Raw genomic sequence first — 15,076 nt, 5'->3', positions numbered from 1 at the left:
TCAGATACCCCAAAGAATCTGCACACCCCAGACGAAGTAAGCGAACATCGCGACGCCGCATACTGCCTGGAAGAGAAACCGTACTGCGGTCGCGGGCTTGCCCAGCGCCATCGGCGTCAGGTAGTCGGTCGCGATGGTCCACATGCCGACCCAGGCGTGAGCGCCCAGGGCTACAAGGGCCAGCAGACTGAAGATTCGCATCGCATTGTGGGAAAACAACCCGTGCCATTGCTCATAGCCAATGCCCGGGTTTGCGACGAGGTATCCGATCAGGAAAATGAAATAAGCCGCGAGAACGACCGCAGACACACGCTGTGCCATCCAGTCATAGAGGCCCGAACGCGACAGATTCGTTACGCTGGTTACCATATCCAAACTCCTGCCAGAACGATCAGCACCACGGAAATGGCGATGACGATTTTCGAGCCGCGGCGGCCGCCTTCCAGCGTCTCACCGATGCCCATATCCATAATCAAGTGGCGCACGCCGGCTACCAGGTGATAAAGCAGAGCGGACAGGAGGCCCCATGCTACGAACTTGGCCAGCGGGCTGGTCAAGCATGCCTTCACCTCGGCATAACCTTCCTCGGAACCCAGGGATTTGCTCAATGCATAAAGCATGATGCCCAGGCCCAGGAACAGGATGATGCCGGAAACACGGTGCAGGAACGACGTAACGCCGGTGATGGGGAGTTTGATGGTCCTTAGGTCAAGGTTTACAGGTCGTTGGCTATTCTTCACGGCTTTTTTTTCACACTGAAGAGCCCCTAACAATCAGGGCAAAGTTGTAGGGGAGTGCACTGGTCAGGTAAGCACCACCCAGGGAGTGCGACCCCCAATGAAAGCAAGCCCAAAAGCCCTTGGCGGTCGGTGGCCGAGTATAGACAGTTAGGTTACTAATGACAACGCGCGCACCTCACCCTAATAGCGGATTGCGCTGGCGGGATAAAAGGCGTAAATGGCAGTCAATTTCGAGGAAAAAGTACGGTTAAAGCCTTCTGGAGCAAGACTTTAGGCAAATTGACATCTGAATTTATCTCACTATAGTGGTGCGGGCCCTGCGTGGGGGGTCTGTCTGATGATTTGAAGCATAAATAGGAGGCCACATGGCTGACAAAAAAGCGCAGTTGATCATCGAGGGCGCAGCCCCCGTCGAGCTGCCCATTTTAACCGGCACCGTTGGTCCCGATGTTATCGACGTACGGGGCCTGACGGCCACGGGCCGTTTCACTTTCGACCCAGGCTTCATGTCGACCGCCTCTTGCGAGTCGAAGATCACCTATATCGATGGCGATAATGGCATTTTGCTGCACCGGGGCTACCCGATCGAGCAACTGGCTGAAAAATCGGACTACCTGGAAACCTGCTACCTGCTGCTAAATGGCGAACTGCCAACAGCCGAGCAAAAAGCCCAGTTCGTCAGCACCGTCAAGAACCACACCATGGTTCACGAGCAGTTGAAGACCTTCTTCAACGGCTTCCGCCGCGACGCCCACCCGATGGCCGTCATGTGCGGTGTGGTTGGCGCCCTGTCTGCCTTCTATCACGACTCCCTCGACATCAATAACCCGCAGCATCGCGAAATTTCCGCGATCCGCCTGGTTGCCAAGATGCCGACCCTGGCCGCAATGGTTTACAAGTACTCCATGGGGCAACCCATGATGTACCCGCGCAACGACCTGACGTACGCGGAAAACTTCCTGCACATGATGTTCAACACCCCGTGCGAGATCAAACCGATCAGCCCGGTACTCGCCAAGGCAATGGACCGGATCTTCATCCTCCACGCCGACCACGAGCAGAACGCCTCCACCTCTACCGTGCGCCTGGCAGGCTCTTCGGGTGCCAACCCGTTCGCCTGTATTGCCGCCGGTATCGCCGCACTGTGGGGCCCTGCCCACGGCGGTGCAAACGAAGCCGTACTGACCATGCTCGATGAAATCGGCGATGTCTCGAACATCGACAAGTTCATCGCCAAGGCCAAGGACAAGAACGATCCGTTCAAGTTGATGGGCTTCGGTCACCGGGTCTACAAGAACCGCGACCCACGCGCCACCGTCATGAAGCAGACCTGCGACGAAGTGTTGAAGGAACTGGGCATCAACAACGATCCGCAACTCGAACTGGCCATGCGCCTGGAAGAGATCGCCCTGACCGACCCGTACTTCATCGAACGCTCGCTGTACCCTAACGTCGACTTCTACTCGGGGATCATCCTCAAGGCGATCGGCATTCCAACCAGCATGTTCACCGTGATCTTCGCCCTGGCGCGGACCGTGGGCTGGATCTCCCACTGGAAAGAAATGCTCTCCAGCCCGTACAAGATTGGCCGCCCGCGCCAGCTGTACACCGGCTACGAGTCGCGTGACATCACCAAGCTGGAAGATCGCAAGTAAGCATCGCTTAGTTGCACCGAAAACGGCCTCCCTCAGTGGAGGCCGTTTTTGTTTGTGCCGCCTGGTCTACCGCCATCGGGGGCAAGCCCCCTCCCACATTGAACTGCATTCCAAATGTTGTACTCGGTTAACGGTGAGAGGGGGCTTGCCCCCGATGACATTGGTACAGACAACCCGGAACCCCAGACAAAAAAATGCCCCGGCCTTTCGACCGGGGCATTTCCTTATCCAGCTACTACCTTAGTGAGAAACCGCCCCACTCGCCCCCAGGCCAGTCTGCGAACGCACAAACTGCGGGAAGTACAGCGCACGTTCCTTGACTGCCGCCGCCGACTTGTCGGTGATGGAGAAGAACCAGATACCGATGAACGCAATGATCATCGAGAACAACGCCGGATATTCGTACGGGAAGATCGCTTTCTCATGGTGCAGGATCGAGACCCAAATGGTTGGCCCCAGGATCATCAGGCCCACCGCGCTGACCAGACCCAACCAGCCGCCGATCATCGCGCCACGGGTGGTGAGATTCTTCCAGTACATGGAAAGCAGCAACACCGGGAAGTTACAGCTGGCGGCGATGGAGAACGCCAGGCCGACCATGAACGCAATGTTCTGGCTTTCGAACAGGATACCCAGGCCGATAGCCAGCACCGCCAGGGCGATGGTGGTGATCTTCGAGACGCGGATCTCGTCCTTCTCGTTGACCCTGCCTTTCCTGATCACGCTGGCGTACAGGTCATGGGACACCGCCGAGGCACCCGCGAGGGTCAAGCCGGCTACCACTGCCAGGATGGTGGCAAACGCCACGGCCGAGATGAAGCCCAGGAAGATACTGCCGCCCACCGCATTGGCCAGGTGCACCGCCGCCATGTTGTTACCGCCCAGCAAGGCACCTGCCGCATCCTTGAACGCCGGGTTGGTACTGACCAGTAGGATCGCGCCGAAGCCGATGATGAAGGTCAGGATGTAGAAGTAGCCGATAAAGCCAGTGGCATACAGCACGCTCTTACGCGCTTCCTTGGCATCGCTCACCGTGAAGAAGCGCATCAGGATGTGCGGCAGGCCGGCGGTACCGAACATCAGCGCCAGGCCTAGGGACAATGCCGAGATAGGGTCTTTCACCAAACCGCCGGGGCTCATGATCGCCTCACCTTTAGGGTGAACCTTGATCGCCTCGGAAAACAGCATGTTGAAGTCGAAGTTGACGTGCTTCATCACCATCAGCGCCATGAACGAGGCACCGGACAACAGCAGCACGGCCTTGATGATCTGCACCCAGGTGGTTGCCAGCATGCCGCCGAACAGCACGTACATGCACATCAGGATACCCACCAGGATCACCGCCACATGGTAATCCAGGCCGAATAGCAGTTGGATCAGCTTGCCCGCGCCAACCATCTGCGCAATCAGGTAGAACGCAACCACCACCAGCGAGCCACATGCCGACAGGCTGCGGATCTGGGTTTGCCCGAGGCGGTAGGACGCCACGTCGGCAAACGTGTATTTGCCCAGGTTACGCAGGCGCTCGGCGATCAGGAACAAAATGATCGGCCAGCCCACCAGGAAGCCGATCGAGTAGATCAGGCCATCGTAGCCAGAGGTGTAGACCAGTGCGGAAATCCCCAGGAAGGACGCGGCCGACATATAGTCGCCGGCAATCGCCAGGCCGTTCTGGAAACCGGTGATCTTGCCGCCGGCCGCGTAGTAGTCGGCCGCCGACTTGTTGCGCTTGGATGCCCAATAGGTAATGCACAATGTCGCGCCGACAAAGGCCACGAACATCAGGATCGCTGGAATATTCAGCGGTTGTTTGTGCACTTCACCGGTCAATGCATCCGCCGCCCAGACAGCGGGCGCGAAGACCGAAGCGCCGAATACAGCCAATAGACGACGGATCATTGCGCAGCCTCCTTGAGAATCGCATTGTTCAGGTCGTCGAATTCGCCGTTGGCGCGTCGTACGTAGATGCCGGTGAGGACAAAGGCCGAGACAATCAGCCCGACACCGATGGGAATTCCCCAGGTGATGGATGAACCGGGGCTGAGTTTGGCGCCCAGTATTTGCGGCCCGTAGGCGATCAACAGGATGAATCCGGAGTAAAGCCCTAGCATGATCGCCGAGAGAATCCAGGCGAACCTTTCCCTTTTTCTCACCAGCTCCTTGAAGCGCGGGCTGTTTTGAATCGAGAGGTAAATGCTGTCGTTCATTGTTTTTATCCTCGCAGCACAGCTTTTTTATTATTGGAACGTATCCACTGTATGCGGCTGCCGTAGAGGTTCCAGACGACCTTAGTCTTAGATCGAGTGTAGCGAGGGATCGGGAGAATGCAGGAGGATTTGCAGGGGATGAAATTAATGTGGGAGGGGGCTTGCCCCCGATGACAGTGTGTCAGCCAGCACATCGATAGCTGACAGATTGCCATCGGGGGCAAGCCCCCTCCCACAAGGGTATATCAGGGTCTGTTACTTACCGATCCACTCGGCTACACGCTCAGGGTGCTTTGCAACCCAATCCTTGGCCGCTGCATCAGGCTTGGCGCCCTCTTGAATGGCCAGCATGACTTCGCCGATTTCGTCCTTGGAGGCCCATTGGAATTTCTTCAGGAAGGCCGCGACTTCCGGCGCTTTCTTCTCCAGGCCCTTGCTGCCGATGCTGTTGACGGTTTCAGCAGCACCATAAATCCCTTTTGGATCGTCCAGGAAACGCAGTTTCCACTTGGCGAACATCCAGTGTGGCACCCAACCGGTGACCGCGATGGATTCCTGCTTGTCTTCGGCACGGGTCAGTTCGGCGATCATTGCGGCGCCGGAGCTGGCTTGCAGCTTGTAGTCCAGACCATAAGCCTTGATGGCTTCGTCGGTCTTGAGCATCACGCCTGAACCGGCGTCAATCCCAACGATCTTGTTCTTGAAGGTGGTATCGGTCTTGAGGTCTTCGATGGACTTGGCCTTGACGTACTCCGGCACGATCAGGCCGATCTTCGCATCCTTGAAGTTGGGGCCGTAGTCGACCACCTTGTCCTTGTTCTTGGCCCAGTACTCACCGTGCGTCACGGGCAGCCAGGCGGAGAGCATGGCGTCGAGCTTGCCGGTGGCCACACCCTGCCACATGATCCCGGTGGCGACCGCTTGCAGTTTCACGTCATAACCGAGCTTTTCCTTGATCACCTCTGCCGCCACATGGGTGGTGGCAACGCTGTCGGACCAGCCGTCCACGTAGCCGATGCTCAGGGTCTTGCTGTCGGCGCTGGCCAGTGTGGAGCCCATCGCAACTACCAGAGTGGCAGCTGCGCCCAAGAGTCGTCGCATCTTCATAGTACTTCCCCGAAAGTGCTGCGCCCGACGGATGCCGAGCGACGTCAACCTGTTGTTATGTGGTGCACCGCGCCCCCTTCACGCGCATCGATTCGGCTGTTGCGACATCAGTGGAGTGCTGACACTTCGATCATCAACCTGCGCCAATCTTCGACCTGCTCTGTCCGCGACCTCAGGTAAGCAAGAAACGACATCACATCGCCAGCAAGTCATTTTGTAGGACATAGCGCCACAATCCCGCCCGAACTTTGCATGTCAAAATTATGCTGCTGCACTGGGACGGGCTAAATCCGGGTAAGATGCGCGCCTTTGCTCCCCCAGATAAGCCGACCATGCCCGCCAATGCCCGCTTCCCTGCCCTGCCCTATTGCTTCGCCCTGATCCTTGCCGTGCTTGCCCTTGTCGGCTACTGGTATGGCCTCGGCCGGCCGGTGGTCCTGCCGGACGTCGCCAGCGCCAGCCACAAGCTGCAATGTGCGTCCTACACGCCATTCGACAAGGACCAATCGCCGTTCGACCAGCCGTTCACGCTGCGCCCCGAGCGCATGGACGCCGACCTGGCCCTGCTCGCCACCCGCTTCGAATGCATCCGCACCTATTCCATGACCGGCCTGGAAGCCTTGCCGGACCTGGCGCGCAAGCATGGGTTGAAGTTGATGATCGGCGCCTGGGTCAACAGCAACCCCGTCGACACCGAGAAAGAAGTCGACGCCCTGATCGCCTCGGCCAATGCCAACGCCGACGTGGTGACCTCGGTGATCGTCGGCAACGAAACCCTGCTGCGCAAGGAAGTCACCGCCGCGCAGTTGGTGAAGCTGATCCATAAAGTCAAAAGCCAGATCAAGCAGCCGGTCACCTACGCCGATGTCTGGGAGTTCTGGCTGCAACACCCGGAAATTGCCCCGGCGGTGGATTTCCTGACCATTCACCTGCTGCCGTACTGGGAAGATGACCCGTCGGGCATCGACCAGGCGCTCAAGCATGTAGGGGATGTGCGCCAGACCTTCGGCAATAAGTTCGCCCCCAAGGACGTGATGATCGGCGAGACCGGCTGGCCGAGCGAAGGCCGCCAGCGCGAAACCGCCGTGCCGAGCCGAGTCAATGAAGCCAAGTTCATGCGTGGTTTTGTCGCCATGGCTGAGGCCAACGGCTGGCGCTACAACCTGATCGAAGCCTTCGACCAACCGTGGAAGCGCGCCAGCGAAGGCGCCGTAGGCGGTTACTGGGGCCTGTTCGATGCGGATCGCCAGGACAAGGGCATCCTTGCTGGCCCGGTGACCAATGTGCCGTACTGGCCACTATGGCTGGGCATGGGCGGGCTTATCCTGCTGGGTACCCTGGTGCTCGGTGGCCGCGTCCGCAGCACCCGCGCTGCCTGGTTGTTGCCGCTGCTGGGGGGCGTCGCGGCCTGCTCTATCGGCACCTGGGCCGAACTCACCCGCGTGACCGCACGCTTTAATGATGAGTGGGTATGGGCCGGCTTGCTGGTGGCGCTGAACCTGCTGGTGCTGGCCCATGCCGCCCTGGCCCTGAGCACTCGCCATGGTTGGCGCGCGCGTGCCTTCGACTGGCTGGAGCACCGCGCCGGTTGGCTGGTGGCGACGGCCGGGTTCGCGGGCGCGGTGATGATGCTGGCACTGGTGTTCGACCCACGTTATCGCAGCTTCCCAAGTGCCGCGCTGGTACTGCCCGCCTTGGTCTATCTGGTTCGCCCAGTGACCGGGCCGCGCCGGGAAATTGCCCTGCTGACCTTTATCATCGGTGCCGGCATTGCGCCGCAGCTGTACCGCGAAGGGCTGTTCAACCAGCAGGCATGGGGCTGGGCGCTGGTCAGCGTGTTGATGGTAGTGGCCTTGTGGCGGTGCTTGCGGATGCGCAAGGCTTAAGACCGCCATCGGCTGTCGCCCTCTCCTTACAAATGTGGGAGGGGGCTACGCTTCGGATCAGCCCTATCAGGCGCCCCGCGGCTGCCTGACCAACCGCAACCCCGCAATCACTACCGCAAACACCGCAAACGTGGTGTTGTACAACGCCAGGGCCGGGAACCCGAACACCAGGCCCAACACGGCCAAGCCCCACCCCGCACGACCCGGCACGAAAAACGCCAGCACCGAGGTCACCAACGCAGCCCAGCCCATCACTTTGAAGTGAATCATCAAGCCCAGGTTCGACCGCACCTGGCATTCCCAACGGCTGGCCTCATCGGCACAGATGCCAACCCACTGGCCATCCTCCATGAAGCCGTAACGTGCGGCATAACTGGCAGCCAGCCATAACGGCAGGGCGATAAGCAGCAGGATCAACGGCAAGCGGCGGGACATGGGGCACTCCGAAAGGCAAAAACGGCGCTCAGCTTAATGCGCCAGCGGCCGTTAGCAAGATACATACACACAATTAGTGTTCACCAATACGTGGCAAAGTGTATCGTCTGCCGACTATTACCCCCTGAATTCATAGAATAAGCGCAACGCTTGAAACGAGAGGCAGAGAGCCAGCCACCGGTAGAATCCAGGCTCTCACACCGAAGGATTCAAGCGCAGATGACTACGCATTACCGGCAGCTGACTCAGGGACAACGTTACCAGATTGAGGCTGGCTTGAGCGCCGCAGAGAGCCAGGCGAGCATTGCAAAGCGGGTCGGCGTGCATCCCTCGACGATCAGTCGCGAGGTTCGCCGCAACAGCACCCAGAATATCTACAAGGCTGTTTCTGCGGCCCATGAAAGTGATGCTCGTCGAGCGGGTGCGCGCAAGTTTTGCAAGCCGGCGACATGGCTCAGCCATCATCTCCCGGTGTGGCTCAAGCATGGCATGAGTCCGGAGCAGATCGCCCAGCGGTTGAAGCAGGAGCAGCCAAGCCGGGCGGTCAGCCATGAGTGGATTTATCGGTTCATTGCCGCCGAACAGCGCGCCGGTGGTGAGCTTTATACCTATCTGCGACATCGCCGAAAGCGCTACCGGAAACGCTATGGAAGCCACGATCGGCGCGGGCAGCTGCGTAATCGCGTGTCAATCAGTGAACGCCCAGCCGAGGTCGAAAGCCGCGAGCGCCTGGGGGACTGGGAGGGCGATACGGTACATGGACTGGGCGGTAACCTGGTGACCCTGGTTGATCGCAAAAGCGGCTATCTGAGCGCCTATCCGGTCAAGCGCAGAACGCGCCGGCAGGTAACGCGGGCGATCAATCTGATGCTTCAGGGCCATGCCGCTCACACGCTGACGCTGGATAACGGAAGGGAGTTTGCCGGGCATGAACGCATCGCGCTACGGAGCCAGTGCCAGGTCTTTTTTGCAGACCCCTATTCATCCTGGCAACGTGGCACCAATGAAAACACCAACGGTCTGCTCCGCCAGTATTTCCCCAAGGGCAGCGACTTCAGCAAGCTGACCGTCGAAGCCGTCAATCGGACAGTAGCGAGGATCAATCTACGCCCGCGCAAGCGCTTGGGCTGGAAGACGCCGTACGAAGTGCATACAGGGGTGAGCGTTGCACTTATGTGTTGAATTCAGGCCCCGATTCCGACGTTTTTTTCCGACTTTTCGTGCCGAAGGCTGGCACTTCGGTGGCAACGCGGTGGTCATAGCCTGCGAACTTCATTCAGCACGTTTCCTCTTAGGGATTAAGTCATGCTCCGTTCCTTGCGCTGTGCTGCCTTGCTGGGCAGCCTATTTTTGAGTGCGTCAGCACTGGCCGTCGACATTGACCAAGCCAGCTATGGCTTCCCTTTGACGAACCCGTTCGAAGCGACCATCGCCACCACCCCGCCTGACCTTCGGCCCAAACTGCCGACCGACGACGAGATCAACCAGTCCGACTACACCCTGAACATGCGCCCCGAGCGCGAATTCAGCCTGCCCGACAATTTCTGGGCGGTGAAGAAACTGACCTACCGCATCGCCAAGCAGGATCGCGCCGCGCCGCTGATCTTTCTGATCGCCGGCACCGGCGCGCGCTTTGACAGCAGCATCAACGAGTACCTGAAAAAGCTGTATTACCAGGCCGGCTACCATGTGGTGCAGTTGTCTTCGCCGACCAGCTTCGACTTCATCGCCTCGGCTTCGCGCTTCGCCACCCCCGGCATCAGCCAGGAAGATGCCGAAGATATGTACCGCGTGATGCAGGCCGTGCGCGCACAGAACGCCTCGCTGCCGGTGACCGACTTCTACCTTACCGGCTACAGCCTTGGCGCCCTGGACGCGGCGTTTGTCAGCAAGCTCGACGAGACCCGTCGCAGCTTCAACTTCAAGAAAGTGCTGCTGCTTAACCCACCGGTCAACCTGTATACCTCGGTCACCAACCTCGACAAGCTGGTACAGACCGAGGTCAAGGGCATCAACAACACCACCACTTTCTATGAGCTGGTGCTGAATAAACTGACCCGCTACTTCCAGCAAAAGGGCTACATCGACCTCAACGATGCCCTGCTCTACGACTTCCAGAACTCCAAGCAGCACCTGACCAACGAACAGATGGCCATGCTGATCGGCACCTCGTTTCGCTTCTCGGCGGCCGACATCGCCTTCACCTCGGACCTGATCAACCGCCGCGGCCTGATCATCCCGCCGAAGTACCCGATCACCGAAGGCACCAGCCTCACGCCATTCCTCAAGCGTGCGCTGCAATGCGACTTCGACTGCTACCTCACTGAGCAGGTAATCCCGATGTGGCGCGCCCGCTCCGATGGCGGCAGTCTGTTGCAACTGGTTGACCAGGTCAGCCTGTACGCCCTCAAGGACTACCTGCACGACAGCCCGAAAATTGCCGTCATGCACAATGCCGACGACGTGATCCTGGGCCCCGGCGACCTCGGTTTCCTGCGTAAAACCTTCGGCGATCGCTTGACCGTCTACCCACTGGGCGGCCACTGCGGCAACCTCAATTACCGCGTCAACGCCGACGCCATGCTGGAGTTCTTCCGTGGCTAAATATCTTCTTCTGCTCGCCGCTTTAATGTGCGCAGGCGTGGCCAATGCCGACAACAGCAAGGCCCACACACCGACCGTAGTAGATTCCGACGGTTTCAAGGAACCGCTGACCAAACTCAAGTTCAACCCGGGCCTGGACCAGCGCGAGTTCGAGCGTTCGTCGCTCACTGCACTCAACGTGTATGACCCGCTGGAGTCGTGGAACCGCCGCGTTTACCACTTCAACTACCGCTTCGACCAATGGGTGTTCCTGCCGGTGGTCGACGGTTACCGCTACGTCACCCCAAGCTTCCTGCGGACCGGCGTGAGCAACTTCTTCAACAACCTGGGCGACGTCCCCAATCTGTTGAACAGCCTGTTGCAGCTCAAGGGCCATCGCTCCCTGGAAACCACCGGGCGCCTGTTGCTCAACACCACCATCGGCATCGCCGGCCTGTGGGACCCGGCTACCGCCATGGGCCTGCCGCGCCAGAGCGAAGACTTCGGCCAGACCCTGGGCTTCTACGGCGTACCCGGCGGCGCCTACCTGGTGCTGCCGATCTTCGGCCCGTCGAACCTGCGCGACACCACCGGCCTGATCGTCGACTACGGTGCCGAAACCGAGATCAACTTCCTGAACGTCTCCGAAGTCAGCTCCAACCACCCGGAAATCTGGGCCCTGCGTGCCGTGGACAAGCGCTACCAGACCAGCTTCCGCTACGGTCAGATGAACTCGCCGTTCGAGTACGAGAAGGTGCGCTACATCTATACCGAATCACGCAAGTTGCAGATTGCCGAGTAAATAACGCCGACAAAAAAGGCCATTCGATTGAATGGCCTTTTTTTGTGTCGGCGATTTATGCCTTGAGCGCTTTCCAGATCTTGCCCACCACGCTGACCAGCGCCAATACGAGCGCCCCAGCGATAACCCCCGCCACCGCATTCAGTAACGTCGGCATCAACCACGCCAATCCACCGGTGCTCTGGCTCACGCCCTCGATCCAGTGATGCACCACCGGCACGCCATGGGTCAGGATGCCGCCGCCGACCAGGAACATCGCCGCCGTCCCTATCACCGACAAGCTCTTCATCATGTACGGCGCCGCCCGCAGGATCCCGCCGCCGATACTGCGCGCCATCTGGCCGGGCTTCTGGGTGAGCCACAGGCCCAAGTCATCCAGCTTGACGATACCGGCCACCAGTCCGTAGACGCCGATGGTCATGACAATGGCAATGCCCGACAGCACGATCACCTGTTGCATCAAGGGCGCATCGGCCACGGTGCCGAGGGTAATAGCGATGATTTCCGCCGAGAGGATAAAGTCGGTGCGGATCGCCCCTTTGATCTTGTCCTTTTCAAAGGCCACCAGATCGGTTGCCGGGTCGGCCACGGCTTCGACCAATTGCGTGTGTTCGGCCTGGTCTTCAGCTTTGCTGTGCAGGAATTTATGCGCGAGTTTCTCAAAGCCTTCGAAACACAGGTAGGCGCCGCCGAGCATCAACAACGGCGTCACCGCCCAGGGCGCGAAGGCACTGATCAACAGCGCAGTGGGCACCAGGATCAACTTGTTGATAAACGAGCCCTTGGCCACCGCCCACACCACCGGAATTTCCCGTTCGGCGCGCACACCGGAAACTTGCTGGGCGTTGAGCGCCAAGTCATCGCCGAGCACGCCGGCGGTCTTCTTGGCGGCCATCTTGGTCATCAGGGCGACATCGTCGAGGACGGCGGCGATGTCGTCGATCAGTACCAGTAAGCTGCTTCCTGCCATGTTCCGCTCCTCGGAAAAGTTTTGCCGAGGATAGGAGGCTCGGGGGGTTATGGATAGTGGTAAGGCGTCAGCGCGGTGCGATCGATGTTTCGATCCAGCCGTTGCAAGGCACTGGCTAATGGACACAGTACGCCCGCGTTTGTGTCGACACAGCCCTCAGCACCGGCCATATCGGCGTGTAACGGCGGCTGAGACATCGACAACGGCGTCAACTGACGAATCTGCTCCAGGGACTGCGCCTCGAACGCCACCCGCAGGAAATAGCGCCCGCTCGCGACCTGCTTGTAGCGCTCGAATTGCAGGCTGCCCACCGGCGGGATATTGCCCTCCAAGTAGTCCCCCAGGGTCCAGCGAAACCCCAGCAGCGTGCGCAGGTAGGAAATATTGGTGTCATGGGCCACCAGCAGGGTGAAACGCGCGTCGGGCGGCATGCCCAGGGGGTCTGGCGCGGCCTGTGGCGTGCCTTGTTTGAGCGCCAGGGAAATCTGGTTCATCAGTTGCGAACCACCGCGGCTGGCGATGTACAGGCTGTCGTTGATGAAGTCGTACTTGGCCTTGGTCAGCGCAGTCAGTTGAGACACCTGCTGCGCACTGCGCCCATGGCCAAAGGCGACTTGATCCAGCGGCAAGCCTTCGCTGTACTCCAGGCGAAAGGTCTCGCCGAGGTTGGCTTGGGTGTTCAACCCCTTGATCGCCAGGCGACCGTCTTCATCCTGGGTCAATTGCCAAGGCTCAGCCGCGTAGGCACACGCGCCGGACGTACCGCAGATCACCTTGCGCAATTGCTGTTCAGCCTCGTGGTAACGGGCTTGAGCACCGGCCACGCTACCGCCCATGCGGGCCAGCACGCTGTCTTCAGCGCGCTGCGGGTCCAGGCGAGCGAAAGGCATTTTGTCGGCCTGGAACAGCGCATCCTTATCGCCCTGCACCACGCTCGGTTGCAACCCGCAGCCAGGAAACAGGCCATCGAGCAACGCCGACGCCGTGGCCTGGGTGCGTTGCAGGGGGCTGGCGCGCACAAACACTTCACCGGGCGCCGGGCAGCCATTGGGCAGCAGGCCGGCGGCGCGCAAGACCTGGCCACGATAGCGGCCCATCTCCACGGCCGCTGCGTAACCGTGGCCGGTCAAATGCCCATCCGGCACCGACCAATTGGGCAACCCGCGACCGGTGACCTTGGCCAGTTTCGCACTGTCGGTGGGCGGGCGTACGCCGTGGCGGCTGACCTGCACCACCTTGTCCAGCACAAAACCGTCGGCGGGCGCGGCCTGGGTCTGGAGTGAAACCAGACCGGCCAGTAACAAGGGGGTCAATCGTACGAAGCAAGCGAACATAACGGTGTCCTGTGTCGGGTCTACGGAGGGCCATTCCCACGCTGGACGAACGGGAATGGCCATGCCGGATCAGGGATAGCGGTAAGCGGTCAGCGCCGTGCGGTCAATGGCGCGACCCGTGCGCTCGACAAACTGCGCCATCGGGCACAGGGTACCAACAGCGGTGTGCTGGCAGCCTGGCTGATCGAAGTCGGCTTGCAACGGTGGATGCTCAGGCCCCAGACGTTGCAGGGCGCGTATCTGATCCATGCCCTGGGTGATAAACCGCGTGCGGATAAAGCGCTCACCGGTCTGGGTGTCGCGGTAGCGCTCGAACGCCAAGGTGCCGGTGGGCGGGATATTGCCCGGCTGATACTCGCCAAGTTGCCAGGTAAACCCGAGCATCGTGCGCAGGTGCGAGATATTGGTGTCGTGGGCCACCAGCATCAACAGGCGCGCCGGCGGCGGGTTGCCCAGCGGATCATTTTTCTCCAAGGGAGTGCCCTGTTCCAGGGCCAGCACAATCTGGTTCATCAACTGCGAGCCGCCACGGCTGGCAATGTGCGGCGTGTCGTTGATGAAGTCGTATTTGGCCCGGTGCAGACGCCCCAGGGCCGAGACTTGCGCAGCATCGCGAGCATGGCCGAAGGCGACATCGGTCAGGGGCATGCCCTCGCTGTACTGCAGGCGAATGGTCTCGGCCATCGACGACGCCTTATCCAGCCCCTTGATCTTGAACCGCCCGCCATCCCCTTCTTTCAAGGCCCATGGCGTGTCGAAGAACGGGCACGCCTTGCCCACTTCGCACACCGCGTTTTTCAGGCGCTCCAGGTCCGGGCGCAGGCGCTCCTCGGCGGCTTGCAGGTTACCGCCCAGGGCTTGCAGGATCTGGGCCTTGGCGATGGCCGGGTCGATCTTGGCGAAAGGCATTTCATCTGTCTGGAACAACGGGTCTGGCTTGTTGCGTGCAAGGGCTTTTTCACCGCAGCCGGGGAACATGCCATCGAGCAGCGCGGCGGCGGTGGAACGCGTGCGCTGCTTGGGACTGGCCACGGCGACCAGGCTCCCAGCTTGCGGACAGCCACTGGCCAACAGGCCGGCATCGCGGTAATACGCCGCTTGCCAGGCGCCCATGTAACTGGCGGCCAGGTAGCCATGGCCGGTCAGTTCGCCATCCTGCACCAGCCATGGGGTCCAGGCACGGCCGGTGGCTTTGACCAGCTTGTCGGTATCGGTGGGTGAGCGCACGCCATGGCGGCTGACCTGCACGGCTTTTTCCAGCACGTAATGGCTGGCTTCGGCAGCCTGGAGGCCGGTGCATAGCGTCAGCGCAGCCGCAGCCAGGCCCATACGATTGAATAGGGTCATGCTCAGGTTC

General features: G+C 60.2%; 14 protein-coding genes. 5 read left to right on the top strand and 9 right to left on the bottom strand.

From position 1 onward, the window contains the following. On the bottom strand, positions 1 to 369 hold the full coding sequence (gene sdhD, locus AB7933_RS10675; RefSeq protein WP_024074300.1) for a succinate dehydrogenase, hydrophobic membrane anchor protein: 369 nt from the start codon (positions 367 to 369) through the stop codon (positions 1 to 3). After that, a complete protein-coding gene (sdhC, locus tag AB7933_RS10670; protein ID WP_172831341.1) occupies positions 363 to 773 on the bottom strand; it encodes a succinate dehydrogenase, cytochrome b556 subunit in 411 nt (136 codons plus the stop codon). Before sdhC ends, sdhD begins: the two co-directional genes overlap by 7 nt. Before the next feature lie 332 nt (positions 774 to 1,105). Here sdhC and gltA point away from each other — a divergent pair, with 332 nt between their 5' ends. Next, complete coding sequence (gene gltA, locus AB7933_RS10665) at positions 1,106 to 2,395, top strand: citrate synthase (protein ID WP_003222994.1); 1,290 nt, start codon at positions 1,106 to 1,108, stop codon at positions 2,393 to 2,395. A gap of 240 nt (positions 2,396 to 2,635) precedes the next feature. On the opposite strand, the gene AB7933_RS10660 is transcribed toward gltA, so the two are convergent. From AB7933_RS10660 to AB7933_RS10650, 3 genes are all read right to left on the bottom strand, one after another. Beyond that, positions 2,636 to 4,294 (bottom strand): cation acetate symporter, encoded by a 1,659-nt coding sequence (locus tag AB7933_RS10660; protein WP_024074298.1) that lies wholly within the window; start codon positions 4,292 to 4,294, stop codon positions 2,636 to 2,638. After that, the gene (locus AB7933_RS10655) at positions 4,291 to 4,602 is read right to left on the bottom strand and encodes a DUF485 domain-containing protein (protein ID WP_024074297.1); all 312 of its coding nucleotides are present in this window, start codon (positions 4,600 to 4,602) and stop codon (positions 4,291 to 4,293) included. Before AB7933_RS10655 ends, AB7933_RS10660 begins: the two co-directional genes overlap by 4 nt. Before the next feature lie 255 nt (positions 4,603 to 4,857). Then, on the bottom strand, positions 4,858 to 5,709 hold the full coding sequence (locus AB7933_RS10650) for a glycine betaine ABC transporter substrate-binding protein (RefSeq protein WP_024074296.1): 852 nt from the start codon (positions 5,707 to 5,709) through the stop codon (positions 4,858 to 4,860). Between the two features lie 332 nt (positions 5,710 to 6,041). On the opposite strand from AB7933_RS10650, the gene AB7933_RS10645 reads away from it, so the two are divergent. After that, complete coding sequence (locus AB7933_RS10645; RefSeq protein ID WP_024074295.1) at positions 6,042 to 7,595, top strand: glycosyl hydrolase family 17 protein; 1,554 nt, start codon at positions 6,042 to 6,044, stop codon at positions 7,593 to 7,595. Between the two features lie 66 nt (positions 7,596 to 7,661). On the opposite strand, the gene AB7933_RS10640 is transcribed toward AB7933_RS10645, so the two are convergent. Then, a complete protein-coding gene (locus AB7933_RS10640) occupies positions 7,662 to 8,030 on the bottom strand; it encodes a hypothetical protein (RefSeq protein WP_024074294.1) in 369 nt (122 codons plus the stop codon). Between the two features lie 219 nt (positions 8,031 to 8,249). Here AB7933_RS10640 and AB7933_RS10635 point away from each other — a divergent pair, with 219 nt between their 5' ends. From AB7933_RS10635 to AB7933_RS10625, 3 genes are all read left to right on the top strand, one after another. Beyond that, positions 8,250 to 9,212, top strand: coding sequence for an IS30-like element ISPpu17 family transposase (locus tag AB7933_RS10635; protein ID WP_004577240.1), 963 nt, complete (start codon positions 8,250 to 8,252; stop codon positions 9,210 to 9,212). Between the two features lie 123 nt (positions 9,213 to 9,335). Then, a complete protein-coding gene (locus AB7933_RS10630; RefSeq protein ID WP_024074293.1) occupies positions 9,336 to 10,634 on the top strand; it encodes a serine protein kinase PrkA in 1,299 nt (432 codons plus the stop codon). Then, positions 10,627 to 11,415: an MlaA family lipoprotein gene (locus AB7933_RS10625; RefSeq protein WP_024074292.1), complete on the top strand. Its 789-nt coding sequence runs from the start codon at positions 10,627 to 10,629 to the stop codon at positions 11,413 to 11,415. Before AB7933_RS10630 ends, AB7933_RS10625 begins: the two co-directional genes overlap by 8 nt. A gap of 55 nt (positions 11,416 to 11,470) precedes the next feature. Here AB7933_RS10625 and AB7933_RS10620 read toward each other — a convergent pair whose 3' ends face one another. From AB7933_RS10620 to AB7933_RS10610, 3 genes are all read right to left on the bottom strand, one after another. Continuing rightward, entirely contained in the window at positions 11,471 to 12,385 is a 915-nt protein-coding gene (locus AB7933_RS10620; protein ID WP_069075579.1) for a DUF808 domain-containing protein, read from the bottom strand. Between the two features lie 47 nt (positions 12,386 to 12,432). After that, positions 12,433 to 13,719 (bottom strand): histidine-type phosphatase, encoded by a 1,287-nt coding sequence (locus tag AB7933_RS10615; protein ID WP_041160877.1) that lies wholly within the window; start codon positions 13,717 to 13,719, stop codon positions 12,433 to 12,435. A gap of 69 nt (positions 13,720 to 13,788) precedes the next feature. Further along, positions 13,789 to 15,066, bottom strand: a complete 1,278-nt coding sequence (locus AB7933_RS10610; RefSeq protein WP_024074289.1) for a histidine-type phosphatase — start codon at positions 15,064 to 15,066, stop codon at positions 13,789 to 13,791. Positions 15,067 to 15,076: the final 10 nt, after the last annotated feature.

Source organism: Pseudomonas gorinensis (assembly GCF_042015035.1).
GTDB classification, from domain to species: domain Bacteria; phylum Pseudomonadota; class Gammaproteobacteria; order Pseudomonadales; family Pseudomonadaceae; genus Aquipseudomonas; species Aquipseudomonas gorinensis.
This window is presented reverse-complemented; position numbering and strand designations above follow the sequence as displayed.

What these genes read in the sequence shown, in the direction of transcription:
- sdhD (WP_024074300.1), bottom strand. Translation starts at nt 369, where the DNA reads ATGGTAACCAGCGTAACGAATCTGTCGCGTTCGGGCCTCTATGACTGG.
- gltA (WP_003222994.1), top strand. Translation starts at nt 1,106, where the DNA reads ATGGCTGACAAAAAAGCGCAGTTGATCATCGAGGGCGCAGCCCCCGTC.
- AB7933_RS10660 (WP_024074298.1), bottom strand. Translation starts at nt 4,294, where the DNA reads ATGATCCGTCGTCTATTGGCTGTATTCGGCGCTTCGGTCTTCGCGCCC.
- AB7933_RS10655 (WP_024074297.1), bottom strand. Translation starts at nt 4,602, where the DNA reads ATGAACGACAGCATTTACCTCTCGATTCAAAACAGCCCGCGCTTCAAG.
- AB7933_RS10650 (WP_024074296.1), bottom strand. Translation starts at nt 5,709, where the DNA reads ATGAAGATGCGACGACTCTTGGGCGCAGCTGCCACTCTGGTAGTTGCG.
- AB7933_RS10645 (WP_024074295.1), top strand. Translation starts at nt 6,042, where the DNA reads ATGCCCGCCAATGCCCGCTTCCCTGCCCTGCCCTATTGCTTCGCCCTG.
- AB7933_RS10640 (WP_024074294.1), bottom strand. Translation starts at nt 8,030, where the DNA reads ATGTCCCGCCGCTTGCCGTTGATCCTGCTGCTTATCGCCCTGCCGTTA.
- AB7933_RS10635 (WP_004577240.1), top strand. Translation starts at nt 8,250, where the DNA reads ATGACTACGCATTACCGGCAGCTGACTCAGGGACAACGTTACCAGATT.
- AB7933_RS10630 (WP_024074293.1), top strand. Translation starts at nt 9,336, where the DNA reads ATGCTCCGTTCCTTGCGCTGTGCTGCCTTGCTGGGCAGCCTATTTTTG.
- AB7933_RS10620 (WP_069075579.1), bottom strand. Translation starts at nt 12,385, where the DNA reads ATGGCAGGAAGCAGCTTACTGGTACTGATCGACGACATCGCCGCCGTC.
- AB7933_RS10615 (WP_041160877.1), bottom strand. Translation starts at nt 13,719, where the DNA reads ATGTTCGCTTGCTTCGTACGATTGACCCCCTTGTTACTGGCCGGTCTG.
- AB7933_RS10610 (WP_024074289.1), bottom strand. Translation starts at nt 15,066, where the DNA reads ATGACCCTATTCAATCGTATGGGCCTGGCTGCGGCTGCGCTGACGCTA.